The sequence below is a fragment of the Rhizobium sp. P1_E6 genome, from assembly GCF_056405875.1.
This window is the reverse complement of the sequence record NZ_JBFUBG010000017.1, coordinates 1-19,782: the sequence shown is the minus strand read 5'-3', so window position 1 is coordinate 19,782 and position 19,782 is coordinate 1. Positions and strand designations below refer to the sequence as shown.

Below are 19,782 nucleotides of genomic sequence, written 5' to 3'. Positions count from 1 at the left end.
GTCAGATACCTTCTCCCTGTGCACCGGACTTGATGACCGGCTGGACGATGTGCGGATGCGTGGCGGATGGCGCGGGAGCGATCGGTGCACCGGAAACGGGCGCAGTGGCCGTGGGAGAATTGGCTGGGGGCGACGGGTCTGCTGCAACCGGGGCAGCATGATTTGAGGCTGGCGGAGCAGCCGGGGCAACACCGGCCTCGGGATGGCGGCTTGCGAGCCTCGCAATCGACCGGGCGATCGAATAGAGCGGTGTCGAAAAATCCGGAATTCGGATCATCGCCAGCAGCAGGCCGATGATCCAGTAGAGGTGATTGTGGGTGAAGAGCGAGATCAGTGCCAGCACGGCGACGATCTCCAGCTGCGCCTTGTTGGCCCGGTGCGCGATGCGCTCGGGAACGGCATGGAGCTGGAAGTAGAAATTGCCGATGGCGAGGATCATTACCAGGATCAGCACAATGACGGCGATGAAGAGATAGTCGGTCTGGCCGGGTCCGGTGATGAAGCCGGGTACATGGTCGGTGAGGGCGGTGTGATAGGCCCGCGTCGCTGCGTCATCGGCTGCTGACGCAGATTGCGTGGCCGCCGATGCCGCCGCAACGGTCGCGGTCAGGCGGCGCCCACACTGCCTCATCCTGTTCAATCGGTCTCTCATGCCTGACTTCCCCCCGGATGGCATTTTAGTGTGGGCTGAAGTTTAGGCGCTTTGTATGCAACACGAAAGTACGCAACAGTAATATCGGCGTAAATACATGTAGCTGTCGGCCTTTCGGATAAGGCTTCCGGTTGAGAGGCTTAAAAGCAGGAATTGGTGCCGCGGGGCAGGCCCGCGGCACGGATGCGTTTAGCGGATCTTGACGGAGGGCTCTCGCGCCCAGACCCGCAGTTTTCCAAGTTCAGCGACAAATGCCTCGATGTCCTTGGCCGAGCCGATCTCGACCGTGCCTTCATCGAGATCCTCGATGCCTGCCTTCCGCATGAGCGCCAGGACAGGGGCTGCGTAGCCAATGAACTTGCAATGGGCGAATGCATCGGCGACGAAATCGCGGGCGGTGGATTCCTTGAGGAGGTCGGGCATCGCGTCTTCTGCGGCGAGAACGGCGACCGCATCATAGAGAACGGATGGTCCGCCATCGATCATCTGCTGGGCTTCAAGGAACGAGCCGTCCGACAGGGTCACGCCTCCGATCTTGGGCGCAATGATCTCGACCACGCCCTTTTCCCCGGTAATTGCGCCGGTAATGGCTCCAATGAGACCCGCGTCCGATCCATCAGTCACCAGCAATCCGAGTTTGCGGCCCTCGAACCGTTTGGGTCCGCGCTCGATGATGCTGAGTGCGGCTGAAGGCTCCAGATCCTGGCGGGTCGGCATGGCCGCGTCCGCCGGCTTCGGCATGTCGGCAATGCCGAGCGCTGCTGCCACCTTCGCAGCCAGCGTCTCGTCGATGTTCAGCAGATGCGATACCATCCGCTCGCGGATGACGGGGTTTTCGACCTTGCTGAGCTCAAAGGTCAGGGCGGCGGCGATGTGACGCTGCTCGGGCGGCGTCTGGCTGATATAGAACTGGCGCGCCTGGCTGTAATGGTCGGCAAAGCTTTCGGGACGCAGGCGCACCTTCTGCCCCGTTTCCTCCGACGGGAAGGTGCGGAAGCCCCTGGCCGGCGATTCACGCGGGCCTTCGCCCGAGGAATTCGGTTCGTAGTTGATCCGGCCGACCGGGTTGCGCATCGCCATGTGCCCGTCCTGCTGGAAATGGTGGAAGGGACACTTCGGTGCATTGATCGGCAGATGCGTGAAGTTCGGTCCGCCGAGGCGCTTCAGCTGCGTATCGAGATAGGAGAAGTTGCGTCCCTGGAGCAGCGGATCATTGCTGAAATCGATGCCGGGCGGGACGTTCTGGGTCATGAAGGCGACCTGTTCGGTTTCCGCGAAAAAGTTGTCCGGCATGCGGTCGAGCACCAGCCGGCCGATCGGCTGGACGGGCAGGATCTCCTCGGGAATGATCTTGGTGGGGTCGAGCACGTCGAAATCGAACTCGTCTGCGAATTTCTGATCGAAAAGCTGCACGCAGAGTTCCCATTCCGGGAAGTTGCCCGATTGGATCGCCTGCCAAAGATCGCGCCGATGGAAATCGGGATCGGCGCCATTGATCTTGACGGCTTCGTTCCAGACCACCGACTGCAGCCCGAGCTTGGGCTTCCAGTGGAATTTGACGAAAGTGGATACGTCCTTCTCGTTGACGAAGCGGAAGGTATGCACGCCGAAACCTTCCATGAAGCGGAATGATCGCGGGATCGCGCGGTCGGACATCACCCACATGATCATGTGCATGCTTTCCGGGGTCAGCGAGATGAAGTCCCAGAAATTGTCGTGGGCCGACTGCGCCTGGGGAAAGCCGCGGTCCGGTTCAGGTTTGACCGAATGGATAATATCCGGAAACTTGATGGCATCCTGAATGAAAAAGACCGGAATATTGTTTCCGACCAGATCCCAGTTTCCCTCCTGGGTGTAGATCTTTACGGCAAAACCGCGCACGTCGCGCGCGAGATCGAAGGAACCCTTGCTGCCGGCGACAGTGGAGAAGCGCACGAAGGCCGGCGTCTTCTCGCCGGCGCGCTGGAAAAGATCAGCCCTCGTATATTTCGACAGGGGGGCATAGGTCTCGAAGAAACCATGCGCGCCATAACCGCGGGCATGGACCACCCGCTCCGGAATGCGCTCGTGGTCGAAATGGAATATCTTTTCGCGGAAATGGAAATCCTCGATCAGGGCCGGGCCGCGCGGGCCGACCCTCAGCGTGTTCTGATCGTCTGCAACGGGTGCGCCCTGCGACGTCGTCAAGACGTCTGCGCCATCCTCGGCGATCTGATGGAGCTCGCCGCCGGCCCCCCTGTGAAGGCGCTGATCGTGGATCGTCGCGGTTGCGGATGCAGCTGTTTTTACGGTTTTGGGTGACATGGGTCCCTCCTTGGGTCGATGAGGGAATGCACTCAACTGCTCATTGTTCCTGTCCGGAAACGCTGTCGCCACTGTATTCGGACCGACGTGAAATCGGGCTCAGGGAGACGCGCGGAATTTCGGCGATCAACAAAGCAGGCTTTTGGGCGGTTGCTGATATACGCTGAATCGAGAGCATGGGGCGGCGCTGGACAAACCGTTTCAGTGAAGGTCTCTCCATTCTGCCGGGGTAAGCCCTTCCCATACGCGGAAGGCCCGATAGAACGAACTGGTATCCTGAAAGCCCAGCAGGAATGCGATCTCCTCGATGCCGTTCTGCCCGTCGGACAGCAAACGGCGGCCGAGTTCCCGCCGTGCTTCGTCCAGCAGGCCGCGATAGCTCGTGCCCTGTTCTGTGATGCGGCGCTGAAGGGTCCGCTCGCTCATGCCCATTTCGCGGGCCACATCGGCAATATCGGGTTTGCCGCTGGCGATGCGGCGCTTGATCAGGATCTTCACCTGATCGGGGAGCGAGGATCGTGCTTCGATCTCGCCAAGCGATGCAGCAAGAGAGGGATCGAGGATCGCAAGCAGTTCGGGGTTATGTCCTGAGAACGGCAGGTCCAGATCGGCACGATCCAGCACCAGCACGTTCTGCGCGCAGCCGGTACGAACAGGTGCATCAAAGTAGGATCGATGTGCTTCGCTCACTGGCCCGGTTCGGGTCATCTCGACCCGGATGGGCATGAGATGCCGCCCCGTTCCGCGCCGCCCGAGTTCAAGGATCGCCGCAAAGGTCACGTCGGCTGCCGCATCCGGCTCGGCTTCATCGGTATGAAGCCAGCGCACCGCGACCCGGCATTCGCTCCCGGTTTCGGCTGCGGTCAGTTCCTCCGGGGTGCACAGCCGTTTGAACCGCGCCAGCCGGTGCAGCCCATCGCGGTAATCCCGGGCGAAGAAGGCCGACATCGTGGCAGGCGGATGCACGGAAGTATCGGTCTCGATGGTCATGCGCAGGCCGATGGCGGGGTCTTGCGACAGCGTTTCGACCGCACGCCACAGCGCGAAATACTGCGCGGTGGACAGCCATGTCTCCGGCGCGATATGCAGTGTCGCCGGCAGCCTTGCCTGACGCAGCAGAGCCGGGGCGGGCAGGCCCATACGGTCCGCCGCCCGCCAGAAGGCCTGCGGCAGCCTGCATCTGTCGCCCGCATTCCCGGTCATCATTGCATCCTCTACGGCGACCTTCACATCTGGCTCTTGATCAGCCGGTCGAAGGCGCGGTCGCCCAGCCACTTGCGCACCCAGATCATCATCTTTGCGTATTTGCCCGCTGCATAGCGGGTTTTGGGCCGGGCCGACCGGACGGCATCACCGACGACATCGGCGATGACCTTGGGATCGGTTCCCTGGCCCCGGCCATAGCTCCTGTCGATGGAGGCGGCCACGCTTTGCGCGAGCTTCCCGTAAGGGCCGGTGCCGGACCGTTCCAGGATGCCCCGGGAAGCGGCGTCGCCAAAGCCTGTTTCGATAAGTCCCGGCTCGATCACGACGACGCGGATACCGAAGGGTTCGAGCTCGAGCCGCAGGCTGTCGGACCAGCCTTCCAGCGCATGCTTGGTGGCGTGATACCAGGCGCCGAGCACTGTATAGATCTTGCCGCCCATCGAGGTGATGTTGACGATGGTGCCTGCGCCGCGCGCCCGCATAGCCGGAAGCAGAAGCTGGGTCAGGCGCGCGGGGCCGAAGACGTTCACCTCGAACTGATAACGCGCCTCATCGAGCGGGATCTCCTCGACAGGGCCGTAGAGACCGAAGCCGGCATTGTTGACCAGCACATCGACGCCACCAGATCTCTCGGTGATGGCCCTGACGGCGGCAACGATGTCCTCGTCCTTCGAAATATCCATCTGCAGCGGGATTGCGCCAAGCTCTGCCAGATCGGCCATCTTCTCGACGTTGCGGGCGGCGACATAGACCAGATAGCCATCAGCGATCAGACGTCCGGCGATGGTTTTCCCCATGCCGGATGACGCGCCGGTGACCAGGGCCGTGGGTCGGGATTTGCTGTTCATGATGCACCTTTTTGCTCTTGCATAGAACGCAAGGTAATCGGCGCATCATGCCAGATCATTTGCAGACGACGCCAGACATATTGCGAAAGGCGCCAATTTTCTCCCCGCCAACAACACAGATGGCGAGGAAACGTTTGCGGGTTCTGCCCGGAGATCAGTTCGACTTCTTGGCGTCGACTTCCTTATAGGCGGCGTCGAGGAAGCTGGTGTCGATCCACTTGTCGTAGTCGACGGAGCCCTTGAGCAGCTTGGCGTCGGCCATGAACTGCTCTTCGCTTTTCAGCGAGGCGAGCGCCTCAGGCGTGATCTTCGGGTCCTGGTAGAAGACGTTGTCCTTGTAGGTCTTGCGGACGGACTTTTCCGAGGACTTGGTTTCGTCGACGAAGATCTTGATCGTTTCTTCCGGGTGGGCATCGGCCCAGCGGGCGGTTTCGATATCGACCTTCAAGAGGCGCTTGACGAGATCAGGGTATTTTTTGACGAATTCGCCATTGGCAGAGATCAGGAAGGGGGCGGACCATTCCGGATGCGAGGAGGCATCGAGGATGACGCGGGCCTCACCGGTGTCGACGAGCTTGGCGGCGACATCGCCGCTTTCGACGACGGCATCGACATCACCGCGCACCAGCGCCGGGCCTGACGCGTCGAAGGCGAGGTTCAGGGATTCGACATCGGTGAGCGACAGGCCAGCTGATTTCAGCGCCTTGGCGAAGGTGGAGTGGCGCACGGTGCCGGTGAGATAGGCGACCTTCTTGCCCTTCAGGTCCGCCAGCGACTTGATCGGCGAGTCCGTCTTGACGATGATCGCCGAGCCATTTTCCTTGACGAAGCTGGAGAGGCCGATCGCCTTCACATCCGCACCGGCTGCGGCGACGCGCAGCGCCGGATTGTTGCCGGTATAAATGAATTCGACAGCACCGGTGGCAAGCGCTGTGGTGGCTTCCGAGCCGCCATTGGTGAAGGCGATGAATTCGACCTTGATGCCGTCCTTTTCGAATTCCTTGGCGAGTGAGCCGCTATGGCGCTCGAGGATGAATTTCAGATGGCCGGGAGCCGTGCTGCCGATGCGGATGACATCGGGCTTGTCTTCGGCAAGGGCCGGTGTCGCGAGTGCTGCGCTGCCGAGCGCAAGCGCCGCAAGGCCTGATAGCAGCGTGCGGCGCAGGATGGATGGGTTGAAGCTTGTCATGTGGTGTCCCCTTCAGAAACGGTATTGCATTCAGTTGTGAGAGATTTCGGAATTGCCCTTCCAGGCGGTCGCCCAGCGCTCGAACCAGACGAGCAGGTAGTTCACGAGCAGGCCGATCGCGGTCATGGTGATGATGCCGGCATACATATCGGCCGTTTCCATCATCAGCTGCGATTGCTGGATCAGGAATCCGAGGCCGGATTTAGCGGCGAGCATTTCGGCGCCGATGACGGCGAAGATCGAGGATTTGACGGCAAGACGCATGCCCGAGACGATGGAGGGAATGCTGGCCGGCAGGATGACCTTGCGGAACATGTCGAGATCGGACGTGCCCATGGAGCGGGCGGCTTTCAACAGCAGCGGATCGACGGATTTGACGCCCGAAATCGTGTTGATCAGCAGGAAGAAGATCGAGGAATAGAAGCAGATGGCGATCTTCGAAGCCTCGCCGATGCCGAGCAGCAGGATGAAGACCGGCAGAAGGGCAAATTGCGAGGTGTTGCGCAGCGTCTGCACCAAGAGGTCGGAGACCTTTTCGAACAGCGTATAACGCCCCATCAGGAAGCCGAGCGGCACGGCAATGACGACGGCGAGAAGGAAGCCGATGGCGGCGCGCTGCAGGCTGATGCCGATATTGGCCGAGAGTGTGCCGTCGAGTAGCATCGCGTACCAGGCCACCAGCACTTCGCTCAGCGGCGGGAAGAAGATGCGGTTCAGCCAGCCGAGACGCGGCGCGATTTCCCAGAGGCCGAAGAAGACGACCATGAGCGGCAGGCCATAGCTCGCGGCGCCGAATTCGATGCGGCGCTTGGCGCGCGGGGTGGTGCGCTTCGGACGGGCGGGAGACAGCTCGGCGCCGAGGATGGTCTTGTCGGTTACATATGCCATGAGAGTTCTCCCGGTTTCAGTGGGCGTAGGCGGGTGAAAGCGCCCAGTCTTTCTGCGCCTTGTTCACTTCGTCGCGCAGCGCTTCCCAGACGCGGCCGCGATGGGCGTTGAACTCGGCACTTGCTCTGATGTCGCCATCGCGCGGGCGCGGCAGGTCGATATCGATGATTTCCTTCACCGTGCCGGGGCGCGCCGTCATGACGACGATGCGGTCGGCGAGGTAGATCGCCTCGTCGATCGAGTGGGTGACGAAGACGACAGTCGTGTTGATCTTTTCCCAGATGCGCAGAAGCTCGGTCTGCAGGATCTCGCGGGTCTGGGCATCGAGTGCGGCGAAGGGCTCGTCCATCAGCAGGACTTCGGGGTCGGTCGCGAGCGCCCGGGCAATCGCCACGCGCTGCTGCATGCCGCCGGAGAGCTGGTTGGGGAAACGATCCTCGAAGCCGGAGAGGCCGAAGAGGGAGAGGAAGTAGCGAGCCTTCTCCGTGCGCTCGCGCTTGGGAACGCCGTGGACTTCAAGCGCATATTCGATATTGGCAAGAGCGGTACGCCAGGGAAACAGCGCATATTGCTGGAAGACGTAACCGGTCTTCGGGTCCGGCTTGACGATGTGCTTGCCATCGATCCGGACGATGCCGTTAGAGGCTTCGGTGAGGCCGCCGATAATGTCGAGCAGCACGGATTTGCCGCTGCCGCTCGGGCCGACGAGGGTGATGAATTCGCCTTTGCGGATGGTGAGATCGATACCGTTCAAGACGGTGACGCGGTCCGAAGGGCGTCCATCGATCTGAACCGTCTGGCCGGGCTTCAGCTGGAAGGTCTTGCGGACATCGGTGACGGTGATGCGGTCCATGGGCTTCTCCAATTCAGACTTGCGCGACGCGGATGCGGTGGGTGGGGTCGAGTTGCGATCCGCCCGGTTTGCCGCGCTGCCAGCCGAGTGCGCGGGAATAGCTGCCGAAGAGATTGCGTTCCTCGACCTCTTCTTCAGTGATGGCGAGGGGACCGTCGGCGCGCTCGGCGACATAGAGCGCGTCGGTCGGACAGTAGATTTCGCAGAGGAAGCAGGTCTGGCAGTCATCCTGGCGGGCGATGACGGGAACGCCGTCGGTGGCGTCGAAGACATTGGCAGGGCAGACCTTCACGCAGATATCGCATTCCACGCAGCGGCTTTCGGAGACGACTTCGATCATGATGCGATCTCCTGTCGGGCCTCGGGTGCGGAAGAGACCACGATGTCATCGACGCCGCGCACGGTGATGGAATGGGCGAAGGTCGGGTCATTACCCTTGAAATCCGAGCGGCGGTGCATGCCGCGACTTTCCTTGCGGGCCAGCGCCGAAGCGAGCGACCAGCGGCCGTGGGCGGCAATGGAGGCTGCCTCGCGTGCCTTCAGCCTGTCGAGGCCGGCGCCGGACAGGTGGTTTTTGACATCGGCCCAGAGTGTGTCGAGCTTGTCCTGACTCGCCTGCAGGCGGGTGCCTTCGCGGAAATAGTTCTTCTCCAGCGGTGTGACTTCGGCGCGCACGCTGTCGATGACATCCTTCGGCGTCAGTGAGGATTTCGAAGTGCCGCCGGGGCGCAGACCCGCCTGGCCGAGCGGGCTGGAATTGGCGCGGAAGGCCTTGTCGCCGCGGCGTTTGGCATGACCCGCCGCACCCTGGCCGGACCACCAGCCGCTGGCGATGGCCCAGGAAGAATTCGGGCCGCCGCCGCCTGATGTGGCGCCCGCCAAGGGCTCGCGGCTTGCGGCATCGCCGGCGACATAAAGGCCCTGCACATCGGTGCCGCAATCTGATGTGGCAATGCGGATGCCGCCGGTGCCGCGCACGGTGCCTTCGGCGCGGAAGGTGACGCGGAACATTTGGGCGAAAGGATCGACCGGCGAGCGATCATAGGGCACGAAACAGTTCGGCTGGYCGCGGCGCAGCCAGTCCTGCAGGGCGGGTTCGGCCTGATCGAGCACTGCATAGACGGGGGCCTCGATCATGGCTTTCGCGATTTCCTTTTCGCGCTCGCCGATGCCGTTCTGCAGGTGGTTGCCGTCGCTATCGAGGATCGGCGTGCCATCCTCGCGGAAGAAGGAGGCCCAGCGGAAGGGCAGGCCCTTGTTCAGCGAGGAGCCATAGGGGGCGAGCGTATATTTGCCGGTAAATTCCATGCCAGAGAGACTGGCGCCGGCTTCCGCCGCCATCAGGTGGCCGTCGCCGGTGAGCGCCGCAGCACCGAGGATGCGCTCATGGAAGGCGCAGCCGCCTGTCGCCAGCACGACGGCGCCGGCATCCACGCGCCAGTCGCGGTCGCGCTGGCGGTCGATGCCTGCGGCACCCGTGACGGCTTCTCCATCGAAATAGAGTTCGAGGGCAGGGTGGTGATCGAGGACGGTGATGCCGGCTTTCAGCACCCGGCGGCGCATGAACGCCATGTAGTCAGGGCCGCGCAGATTGGCGATATAGAGCTTGCCATCCTCGTCGTCGGGGAAGGGATAGCCCCATTCGGCAAGCTTCAGCAGGTTTTCATAGGCCTGGTCGACGGTGCGCAGCATCCAGCGCTGGTCGGCGAGATTGGCGGTGCGCTGCCAGCGGCGCTCGACGACCTGGGCACGGTTTTCGCCCGGCGGCACCAGCCACGTGCCGGTGTTCGACGGGGCGGTCGCGCCGCTCGTGCCGAGATAGCCCTTGTCGGCGAGGATGACGCGGGCGCCATTCTGCGCAGCCGACAATGCCGCCCACGCGCCGGCCGGCCCGCCGCCGAGGACCAGCACGTCCGTCTGCAGATGCAACGGGCCGCTGCCCGCCAAGTCTTTACGCTTCAGCGACATCAGGAAATCTCTGGATCATGGGAAAGAGCGCGGCAGAGGGAGTAGCTGCCGCGACTGATATCAGGCAGCGTTGGAGAACCAGGAGGGTTCGTTGCCCGCGGTCCACTTGATGTTGCAGCCGATCGATGCGGTCTGTTCGGCTGCGGGCCTGGCGCCGGCGAGAACCGCGTCTGCGGCGGCGCGCAGATCCTTGCCGGTGACGGACTTGCCATTGCCCGGGCGGGCATCATCGAACTGGCCGTGATAGGCGAGCTTGCGCGCGCCATCGAAGAGGAAAAGATCAGGTGTGCAGGCCGCGCCATAGGCTTTCGCCACCGCCTGCGCCTCGTCCTTCAGATAGGGGAAGGTGTAGCCGATCGCTTCGGCTTCCTGGCCGACGGCCGCAAGGCTTTCTTCCGGGTGTGCTTCCGAATCGTTGCTGTTGATGGCGATGACGCGCAGGCCCCTGGCTTCGTATTCCCTGGCGAAAGCGGCCAGATCATTGCGGATCAGCTGCACGAAGGGGCAACGGTTGGAAATGAAGGCGACGAGCAGCGCCGGCGTGCCGTCAAAATCGGAGAGCTTGTGAAGCACACCCTTGGCGTCAGGCAGAATGAAGTCTGCAGCACGGGTGCCGAGCTCGATGGGATTGGAAGCGGTCTTGGGCACGGATATCCTCCTGATGCATGAATGAGATATAATCTATAAATTTTATGAAGTTTGAACCCGAAGACATTTGCTTCGATGGGGCTTTAGCGAAATAGGTTTTCGTTGATGGGATGGATCGTGGAAAAATCTTGGGAGTGTGGCGGAGGAGAGGATGGAAGGAGGACTCGGTAGTCTTGGCAGGCAGAAAGAGGAGAGGCTGGGGCCCGGAGCCCCCTCATCCGACCCTTCGGGCCCCCTGACCGGGGTCGAGCCACGGGTCTCGACCCGTCCTTCGGACCCCCGAGCGGCGAAGGAGAGGTGGCATACGATGTCCTTGAGACTATCCTGAGACGGCGCGGCTTCCCCTTCTCCCATCGGGGAGAGTTGCCCGAAGGGTGGACGAGGGGGCTACGTGGCACAAGGGTTCTATCCGCGGATCTTCAGTCTCAGCTCCAGCAATCAGACCTTCAAATCATCCTCCAGCCTATGCCGCATCCAGACATTCGGCTCCTTATAAAGCCCGAGCCCGCTCTCACAATCCGCAATCAGCGGCGTCAGACCGCCCTCCAGATGGTACGGCCCGGAAACGGGAAAGCGCAGACCGCTCCATTCGCTCCATTGCGACAGCGGCGCCTCGACCCGCATCGAGTTCGGAGCGATTTTGACGAGGCGGGCGCCGAGCTGCCAATGCTTGCGCACCCAGGGATCGAAGGGCGCGCCTGCCGGGGTCGTCCAGGCGATGTAGTTCTCGAAGGATGTCAGGGGATAGGCGGCCTTCTTCGTGGGGCGCACGGGGGCGACGAGGGCCTGAAAGCCGTAATGTCTGGCATCCGCCTTCATGTTGGCGATCAGCCGTTCGGCGAGATCCGAACCGCGCATGGCGGGCGAGACGACGATGGCGAGGGCTGAGAGGGTATTGGGTTTTTGACCCGACGTAAGCGCCTCTACGCCACGGGCGAGAACGGCATCCCATCCGGCACCGGGCAGGGAGGCGTCGTCTTCAGGTTCGGGCCAGAGGAAGGGGATGCTGTTCGATGTAGCAACAACCTGCTCGTTTCCCTGGCTGTCCCTGCCGACGGCCAGGAACTGATGGCGGCGCAGGCCGTCAGAGAACAGACTGTTCCAGTATTTGATGACAGCAGCGTCGCCGCCGATGAATTTCGGCCAGACGGCTGCACCGAGTTCGTCGAACGCGGGGATGAGATCGGGCCGTTCCTCGGCGGAGACAAGGGTGATCTCGTTACAGGTTTCTTCCGTCATGCCTGAATTTCCCGAATCCGTCGCTGCGAGCCCGCGCAGTCGGCCCTAACAGCTCGTCATACGCAACCTTTTGTTTATGTGCCGAACGTAGGGTCGGCCCAGGATATGAATTCCCGTGGAGGGTGAGGCAAATGGGGTATGATCTTCATATTACCCGCAAAGAGAACTGGTTTGACCCTAACCCGGGCTTTTCGCTTGAGGACTGGCTTGCCTATGTGGAGGGCGACCCCGAGCTGCGGCACGATGGTTTTGCCGAAACTGCCTTGAATGGTGGCAAGGTTCTCCGCGTCGAACAGAAAGGCCTCTGCGTCTGGACAGCCTATTCCGGCGGAGAGCGTGGAAACGATCTGTGCTGGCTTGCCTGGAGCGGGAGCGATAACATCGACGCCAAGAACCCCGATCCGGAAATTCGCCGCAAGATGTGGTCGATCGCCGAACACCTCGGCGCCAGAGTGCAGGGAGACGACGGGGAGTTCTATGGCCCGGATGGCGAACCCATAGCGGCCATCGCACCGGCTTCATCAACTGCAAAGCATCCGTGGTGGCGCTTCTGGTAGCAGAAGGCTGGCATCAAGAGAGCGCCTGGCTCCGGCCGAAGGCGTTTCGCAAGGTCACCGGAGGAATTCGGCCCCCAACCCGTCGCTCTCTTGATGGGGTGATGATGGCAGGCAATGGTTGAGCTGGTGTCTTGCTATCTCTTCAAACGCCGCGCGAGCAGCGCTCCGGCATCGCCGACGACGATCGCCGGGATCAGCACCAGCGCCATGTCATTGATGCGCGGCGGCACGTCGACGACGACGAGGTGGAGGCCGAACCAGGGATTGAGGAGCTGCACCATGTAGATCGCCGCCCACCAGAGCCCGAAAGGGATGACGATGAGCAGGCGGCCGAGGCGGGTGGCGCTCCAGCGGTCGGCGGCTTCCGCGACCGCGATATCGCGGGCAGCCTCGATGCCCTTGATCACTTCCTCGGCCGCAAGCTTCTGCTGATCGGTCTCGGCCGAGAGTTTTGCCTGATAGGCTGATAGCAGCGGGCCGGTGAATTTCTCGATGATGCCGCCGAGCAGCAGGTCGCTCAGCCACTTCATTTCGCCCATCCGCAGCGGTGCGCCAGATAATACCAGCCTTCGGCAATGGCGGCGATGAGCACGCCGGAGGCGACCTGAAGGGCCATAGCGACATCGGGATCACGCGAGATCATTTCGCCGAGATCGGGGGCGATCAGCCCACGGGTGACGAGGATGGCGGCGAGGTAACGCAGGAGAATGCGGATGAAGACGAGGGTCATGTCTGCTGCCCTTGTTGTGATGGAGCGGCAGGATGGCCTGGGGAGAGTTGTCGGGGTGAACTCAGAGAGTTTGAATTAGAGAAATGCTTTATCTCTTTGTTTTCCCCAAAATTTCTGACACAAAACCGCTACGCACTTTTGCTGGAATTGCTTAGAGAAAGCGGGCGAGCGCGCCGGAGGCGATCGCCTTGATCAACAACCCGGCCAGCGGCGTCAGCATGATGGCGACGATGGCCCAGAGTGCCTTGCCGATGCGGTTTGCAAGCTTCTCTACGCTGCCTTCGATACGCAGCAGGGCGGCATTGATATGCGGCTGCTGCGCCTCCAGCGAGACGACACGCTCCTTCAAATCGTTGATCCTGCCGTGGAGCTTCTCAAGTTCGTTGCGGGTCGTTTCGTCCATGATGCCATTCCTCGTTTGGCATCATGGATAGGGGGTGAACGGTTGAAATCGAAAATCACGGCCGGGCGATCTGCGCGAGACCGGCATCGATCTTGCGGAGGATTTCATCAGCGGGTGACTCTGCCACAAGACCGGTGGCGGCGATGATCTCGGTTATGTGCCGGTGGTCGATGTTGAGGTCGCCTGATGGTGAGCTGATGGCATTTGCCAGCGCCTTTGCATCGCTGTCGGAGCCGACAGGCGGGTTTTCCCCGTCGCGGATCGCGGGCAGGGCGGCCATGACGGAATAGCCGGTGTGCTGGGCCAGGAAGACCGGCCATGTGGCGTCGCCATGCCGCCCGCCCATCACCGTAGTAAACACGGTGTCCGCCATGGCAAGTGCGGTCAGATCCATGGCGAGAGAAAGGCCCTGCTGCGTGGTTTGTGCTGCATCCGCATCGGTGGCTTCGGCGGCGGCCTTGAACTTCGCGGCGAGATGCGAGCCGAGAGCCGTGAAGAGCCGCAGGGTTTCGCTTGCTCCGGCATGTGCCGGGAACGGGCCTAATATCGCATGCTGCATGTACGCATCGGCATGGGTAATGGCGCGCGCTTCATCTCCGCCGAATTGGCGCAGGCCCTTGTCATAGTGTGCGAGCCACACCGGTATCTCGATGAGATGGTATCGCAGCGTCTCCGTGAGCCAGCCGGCCATCGTTTCCCACGCCGTTCGGGCATCCGAAAAAAGTTGGCGACCGGCCATGAGGGGCGAGTGGCTGACGACTTGCCTGATGATGCCGGGGCGGAAGGTATTCTGCAGAGCGGCCACGTAATCGCTCCTACCTGACGCGGCGATTATTTCGGCAAGCCGGTAGCGGCTTGAAAGTGCTGCCGCGAGATCATTGGCCAGGCTGACGGCGGTGACGTTCTTCTTCGCCAGGCGAGCCATGCGGCCGATGCTGTCTGCGGAGCGCAGCTCGCCGGCGGCCGTTTCCTTCAGCCAGGCTTGCAAGGTCTCAAGATCGGCTTCGCGGCCGATGTCTTCGAGGGCCATCTGAAGGCTGACATTATCAAGCAGGCGACTGACATTCGAAAGCGGCTCGCTGAATTCCAGGTCGTAGAGCAGGTGATTGACATGCCGGTGCAGCACGGCGATATCGAGATCGAGCGGGCGGCCTATGAGATCGGTGCGGGACCGGCCATGGCTGGCCTCGGTCTGGGACTTGGCGAGACGGCCTGATAGCAGCGCTTGCGGCAGATCTGGCGCCGTCTCCGTGGCATCATAGGCCAGTGGGTAATAGCCGCCTTTCAGCGCCTTGCCGGCGATGATGACGGGCACGGGCTGCACCCATTGCGGCTCGATGCCGGTCAGGCGCTTTTCGCGCGCGGCGATATCGGGCTGGAAGCTGGCCAGAAAATCCCAGACGGATCGCACGAAACCCGCATCGCGTTCGTCGAGTGAGGCGAGCACACCGCCGAGCCCGGCTTCATCCAGCGCGCCCTCGATGCGGGCATCCGTCAGGCGCCGGCGGTTGGCCTCATTGCCGGCGTTGAGCGCAATGGCGATGGAATCCCATTTCGACAGGGACCGGCCGAGCGCCGGAAGATAGCGGGCCTGCGCCATCTCGCGCCGCTCCTCGGCCGAATAGACATCATAGAGCGCCTGCAGATCGGCGGCGGCTTTCTGTCTGCTGAGCGCAAGCCGCCCTGCGGCGGCATCGAGCGGCGCCTTGATGGCCTGATAGGCGGCGCCAGCCGCGCCGCCGCCGATCTGCTGCAGCAGGGCGTCGGCAGCAAGGGCAGGGTCGAGGTGAGGGCGGATGCCGGCGGCCGGTGGYGCTGCCTTGYCGACGGCGTCAAGCAGGGCGGCGACGGTCTCGTCGAAATCCGTCTCGCCATCGGTATCGATCAGCCTGCCGGCGCGCTCTGCGGCATGTTCCAGATTTTTCAGCGCGGCCATGACAGCGCGGAAGCGCTCGAGCGTGATCTCCTTGTAGGACTGGCGTCCGGAAGTGATCAGCACGCTATCGGCAATGGCCAGCTCGTTTTCCCGGCCTGCTGCCTTCATGGCCAGGGTATAGTTTCTCACGGCGGTGCGCGGGTCGTCCTGAGCGGCAGTCTGGCTTCCTGTCGGACCAGCGAGCCCATAGCGATCGAGCAGCGCGTCGATCGCGCCGAGATAGTCGATGCGGCCATCATCGCGGCGGCTGGCTTCCGCAAGCTTTTCGCGCGTCGTGCCGCTCGCGAGATGCTCGGCATCGGCCTCGAAGGTTTCCACCTCGCGGATAATTTTCAGACTTTCGACATAGATCGCGTGATTGAGAAGCTGCCGGCGTTTGGCCGTGATCAGCTTGCCGATACGTTCATTCTGTTCGGGGTGAGGGGTGGTCTCAGCATCGCTAGTGCCGGCGGCGGCGATCCCCCTGCGCGCCCTGTCACGCCAGCTTTCATCCTGCGCCAGCTCATTGCCCAGCCGGGCAGCTTCCATGCCAGTGCGCCGCCCGGCCGCAAGGAAGCGCGCGCCGGCCATGGCATCGCCGACCTCCATGCCCGCGGTCGCCGACAGCGCATAGGCCTCGGCTTCGCCGACCGTCAGGCCTTCGCCACTGCCGGCGACTTCGACGATGGCCTTCAGCTCGGCCGCCAGCCACTGCGCCCGCTTGTCATTGTGCACGGCCGCGATCGCCCGCTCCTCGGCCGAGCCATCGATCAGCATATCGCCGTGTCGTTGAAGCATCAGGCGTTCGACTTCGAAGGCAATCGCATCCTCGCGGCTCGGCGCCAGCGCCATGGCAGCGACCATCTCGTCGCCGGAGCCGAGGTCGAAGAGATCGGCGACGATATCGGGATCGAGGCCGCCTTCATCAACGTAGAGGGGATGCTCACCCCGCGGCAGGGCTTCGAGGATGGCGGGGCCGTATCGCGCCACGAGGGCGGGTTTGTCGAAACGGATGTCACCGGAAGGTGCGGGGGCTTCATCATCCAGCCAGCGGCGGTTCGCCATCCATTCGATGGCGCGGTAGAGGCCGGTGGCGTTGATCTCCCGTTCCACCTCGGTGCGCACGGCAGCCTTTTCCGCCTGATAGCTCTTCTGCCCCTCGCGCCGCACGGGCTCCATCATCTGGCGCAGCAGCTGCGCTTTCGCCTCCCGCGCGGCCTGGGCGCGCAGCTTCAGCAGTCGGTTATACTGCGCCTGCGTCAGGCCCGCGGTCTCGGCATTGGCAAAGACGGGCTCATCGCCACCGGTATCCTGTTGGGCCATCTCGATTGCGGTGTCGCAGGCGAGCAGGCGGAAGAAGATGGCGGCGATGTCGGGCGCGAGGGAAACATTGAGGGCGACGAGCCGGCGATAGATCGAGAGCAGCCAGTCGCGGAACTGTTCGAACACGCCGCGCATCTCAGGTGAGGGCGCCTTGCCTTCGATCAGATAGGTTTCGGCGGCACGCGCAAAGCGGGATCGCATGCCGGCATCGATGGAGATGTCTTTGACCAAGTCGCCCGTGGTGGCTTGTTTGAGTGCGGAGGCTACATCTTTTGCGGTGATCTTGACGCCGGGCTTGGTGCGGGTGCTATCGGTGGCACCGGCACGGGCGTTCTCGCGCCACCAGCTTTCGAGATGGGCGAAACTTTCACCCGCGGGGCGAACGCCGTGGTTGGCCATATCGTGCATGATATCGAGGAAATGGCGGCTTGCTCCGTCCAACATCGCGGCGAGGTCCGTCTTGCGGAAAATGTCGAGGATGGTTTCGGCGCCGTTTGGAAGTCGGATTGGACTATCCGGTGTGAAAGTCGGGCGTTGGAACAGATGTGGCGACGTGGCTGATGCTGAGCTATCGGCTTCCGTTGCTGGATTATCAATCGGTTGCTGAGCGGGCGAAGTCGCGGTATCGGCGGAACGATCTGTCAAATTTTTCAAAGTGAATTCCTCGGGAAATCGCTTGCCGGTCAGGACAGCGGGTAGCGGTTCAGATATTCGTCGAGGCTGAGGCCATCTGAGGCTGCCATTGTGGAATAGAGAGCCGGATAGGTCATGGCGTAGCGCGCCGCCGTCTCCTCGGGACGTCCGGCCGCACGGGCACGCGAAGCAACCTGATGGTAGACACGCCGTTCGGCGGCATGATTGGTGAGGGCATAAGCGAGAAGGCGCTTCGCCTCTGAATTGGCGGCTTGGCTATGAGCGTCGCCCTGCTCGCGGAAGACCTTGGCCTCGGCGGCGGTCAGAGCGCCCGGTTGAAAGCGCATATTGTCCATCAGGAATGGATCATGCTTCGAGCCCGCGAAATAGGTGGCATAGGTGGCTGTCGGGATGCGGATGTCGCCGCCAGTCGCCTGCGCCATATCGAGAGCGTGGCGCGTCATGCCATGGCTGTCGGCAAGCTCATGCGGATCAACGTCGGCTGCGACGAAGTGCCGAACGAAGGCATCGGCCGGTACGGAAAGCTTATCGGCCAGCGTGCCTGCTGTGGCTGTTGATACAAAATCGTAGAAGTTGTCGCCTGAGCGTGTGCGGGTTTTGGAAGCTTGCGCATAGAGGGAGATTTCACCGATGGTCTGGCGCGCCAATTCCGCCCCATCAGGCTGAAGCATGCCGACGAGGGCCGATGCGCGGGCCGAACCGCGGATATGGATGAGGATATCCAGCAGCGTCTTGAGCAAACCGAGACCTGCACCCGCTTTAGAGGTGTCCAAGAGTTTGTCGAGCACCTCTTGGTTTTTGTCCAGCCATTGCCGTTTAATGAAATTTTGTAGCAATTGCTGAAACGTCTGCGCTGCGCCTTCCTGGATGGCCTGCTTGAGAAACTGTTGCAGGAGCGGATTTTGGGTCAGGCGTTCGATGAGTGGTGCTGCCAGCTTTCCGGCTGGAATCTTGTCGCTTAGCGCGGTCATACTGTAGAGCATGGCCGCAGTGGTTTGCTCGTCCTCGGGCTTTCCCGCTTCTCTGGCGGCGGCAGCACCGTCTCCGGCGCCTCGCAACATTTCCACTGCAAGACCAAACTCGGGGCCAAACGCGAGAGTGGCCGTGATGCCAGGCAAGTTGGACCCGACCATCTCGCCGAGTTGTCGACCGAAGCTGTTCTCATAACCGGGCGCAGCGGGGAAAAGCGTCTTGCCATAATCCCCAAGCTGCTCACCATAGCTCTGGATACCCTTGAAAACATCGGAAAACAGGGGGCTCAGTCGCTCTCTGGCCTGATCGGGTGTTATCTTCCCCTCCAGGACGCCCTGCAAAATCGCGTTCGCCGTTCGCGGATGTACAAAAAGACCGTGCTCAAGAATTTGCTGCTTCAGGAGAGCAAGCTCATCAGGCTTGAGGTTGCGCGCGCCGGCGATCCCGTCAACCAGGGCCTGCTCTTCCTTTGACAGGGGGCTGCTGAGAAGCTGTCCCGTGCCTTCGATGATGCGGCCGGTCTCGGTAACCGCAGTGCTTGCAGTGCCCTTAAAAAATTCCGCGCCATTCTGAAGAATTGCGTCGAGCCTTTCCCGAACCTGCTCGCGGGTCAAGCCGCCCCCAAGCTGGGCCCTGGCATCTTCTGGGGTCGTGCTTCTATCAAGGATACCGGACAAAACCGACATGGCGGTGGTCGGGTTGAACCAGGTTTGCTTCCAGAGGTTTTGACGTAACTCGTACAGTTCCTGATCGGATTTCAGTGAACCTGCACGGATGACCTCCTCGACCAAAGCGTCTCGTTCCGGCGATTCGGCCTTGCCGATAAGCCATGCGATGTCGTCCAGGATCGGATCCGTGGCGGTAGCAGCACCATCGGCAACGCCCTGTCCGAAGGATTTTGCTTCTTCCCAGATCCGGTCCGCCCCAGTAGTGGCTCCATCGGCAACGCCCTGTCCGAAGGATTTTGCTTCTTCCCAGATCCGGTCCGCCCCAGTAGTGGCTCCATCGGCAACGCCCTGTCCGAAGGATTTTGCTTCTTCCCAAATCCGGTCCGCCCCGGTAGCGGCTCCGTCGGCAACGCCTTGTCCAAAAGACTTTGTTTCTTCCCAGAGCCGACCTGCCTCGGTGGTGGCTTCGTCGGCAACGCCCTGTCCGAAGGATTTTGCCTCTTCCCAGAGCCGACCTGCCTCGGTGGTAGCTTCGTCGGCAATGCCCTCTCCGAGAGACTTTGCATCTTTCCAGAGTCGATCCGTCCCGGTGGTAGCACCATCGGCAACGTCTCGGCCGAAAGACTCTACTCTTGCCCAGGCCTTCTCAGGCGTTGCCAGACCGTACCGGGATCCCAGCATCGTTCTGACTTCATCCGCCGTCGTCTTTTGCGCGCGCACGGCGTCCAGAGCAAGCTGACCTGTCCCTGCATCGAACCAGGACTG

The 19,782-nt window shown here is 62.1% G+C and carries 17 protein-coding genes; 1 reads left to right on the top strand and 16 read right to left on the bottom strand.

Going from position 1 to position 19,782, the window contains the following annotated elements:
• Position 1: 1 nt before the first annotated feature.
• The 11 genes from AC1D35_RS11465 to AC1D35_RS11415 all read right to left on the bottom strand — a co-directional run bounded on the left by AC1D35_RS11465 (position 2) and on the right by AC1D35_RS11415 (position 11,795).
• The gene (locus AC1D35_RS11465) at positions 2-499 is read right to left on the bottom strand and encodes a hypothetical protein (RefSeq protein WP_113297112.1); all 498 of its coding nucleotides are present in this window, start codon (positions 497-499) and stop codon (positions 2-4) included.
• Between the two features lie 342 nt (positions 500-841).
• Positions 842-2,956 (bottom strand): catalase, encoded by a 2,115-nt coding sequence (gene katE / locus AC1D35_RS11460; protein ID WP_113310969.1) that lies wholly within the window; start codon positions 2,954-2,956, stop codon positions 842-844.
• Between the two features lie 201 nt (positions 2,957-3,157).
• Positions 3,158-4,096, bottom strand: coding sequence for an AraC family transcriptional regulator (locus AC1D35_RS11455; RefSeq protein WP_113311156.1), 939 nt, complete (start codon positions 4,094-4,096; stop codon positions 3,158-3,160).
• Between the two features lie 86 nt (positions 4,097-4,182).
• Entirely contained in the window at positions 4,183-5,010 is an 828-nt protein-coding gene (locus AC1D35_RS11450) for an oxidoreductase (RefSeq protein ID WP_113310968.1), read from the bottom strand.
• Between the two features lie 154 nt (positions 5,011-5,164).
• Positions 5,165-6,199 (bottom strand): aliphatic sulfonate ABC transporter substrate-binding protein, encoded by a 1,035-nt coding sequence (locus AC1D35_RS11445; protein WP_113310967.1) that lies wholly within the window; start codon positions 6,197-6,199, stop codon positions 5,165-5,167.
• A gap of 30 nt (positions 6,200-6,229) precedes the next feature.
• Positions 6,230-7,087 carry an ABC transporter permease gene (locus AC1D35_RS11440; protein WP_113310966.1) on the bottom strand — a complete coding sequence of 286 codons (858 nt, stop codon included), beginning with the start codon at positions 7,085-7,087 and terminating at the stop codon, positions 6,230-6,232.
• 16 nt (positions 7,088-7,103) lie between these two features.
• On the bottom strand, positions 7,104-7,940 hold the full coding sequence (locus tag AC1D35_RS11435; protein ID WP_113310965.1) for an ABC transporter ATP-binding protein: 837 nt from the start codon (positions 7,938-7,940) through the stop codon (positions 7,104-7,106).
• 13 nt (positions 7,941-7,953) lie between these two features.
• Entirely contained in the window at positions 7,954-8,280 is a 327-nt protein-coding gene (locus AC1D35_RS11430; RefSeq protein ID WP_037107632.1) for a 4Fe-4S dicluster domain-containing protein, read from the bottom strand.
• Entirely contained in the window at positions 8,277-9,908 is a 1,632-nt protein-coding gene (locus AC1D35_RS11425; RefSeq protein WP_477938613.1) for an FAD-dependent oxidoreductase, read from the bottom strand. Before AC1D35_RS11425 ends, AC1D35_RS11430 begins: the two co-directional genes overlap by 4 nt.
• Positions 9,909-9,968: 60 nt before the next feature.
• Positions 9,969-10,556, bottom strand: coding sequence for a thioredoxin family protein (locus AC1D35_RS11420; protein ID WP_113310963.1), 588 nt, complete (start codon positions 10,554-10,556; stop codon positions 9,969-9,971).
• Between the two features lie 438 nt (positions 10,557-10,994).
• Positions 10,995-11,795, bottom strand: a complete 801-nt coding sequence (locus AC1D35_RS11415) for a hypothetical protein (RefSeq protein WP_113310962.1) — start codon at positions 11,793-11,795, stop codon at positions 10,995-10,997.
• Between the two features lie 131 nt (positions 11,796-11,926).
• On the opposite strand from AC1D35_RS11415, the gene AC1D35_RS11410 reads away from it, so the two are divergent.
• The gene (locus AC1D35_RS11410; protein ID WP_113310961.1) at positions 11,927-12,352 is read left to right on the top strand and encodes a hypothetical protein; all 426 of its coding nucleotides are present in this window, start codon (positions 11,927-11,929) and stop codon (positions 12,350-12,352) included.
• 134 nt (positions 12,353-12,486) lie between these two features.
• Here AC1D35_RS11410 and AC1D35_RS11405 read toward each other — a convergent pair whose 3' ends face one another.
• The 5 genes from AC1D35_RS11405 to AC1D35_RS11385 form a co-directional block, all read right to left on the bottom strand.
• Entirely contained in the window at positions 12,487-12,882 is a 396-nt protein-coding gene (locus AC1D35_RS11405) for a hypothetical protein (RefSeq protein ID WP_113310960.1), read from the bottom strand.
• Entirely contained in the window at positions 12,879-13,082 is a 204-nt protein-coding gene (locus AC1D35_RS11400) for a hypothetical protein (protein ID WP_113310959.1), read from the bottom strand. The genes AC1D35_RS11405 and AC1D35_RS11400 overlap by 4 nt, the downstream gene beginning before the upstream one ends.
• A 151-nt stretch (positions 13,083-13,233) precedes the next feature.
• On the bottom strand, positions 13,234-13,485 hold the full coding sequence (locus AC1D35_RS11395; RefSeq protein WP_113310958.1) for a hypothetical protein: 252 nt from the start codon (positions 13,483-13,485) through the stop codon (positions 13,234-13,236).
• A gap of 55 nt (positions 13,486-13,540) precedes the next feature.
• Positions 13,541-17,167, bottom strand: a complete 3,627-nt coding sequence (locus tag AC1D35_RS11390; protein ID WP_477938612.1) for a hypothetical protein — start codon at positions 17,165-17,167, stop codon at positions 13,541-13,543.
• Between the two features lie 239 nt (positions 17,168-17,406).
• On the bottom strand, positions 17,407-19,782 hold a 2,376-nt coding region (locus AC1D35_RS11385; RefSeq protein WP_477938611.1), incomplete at its 5' end, for a hypothetical protein.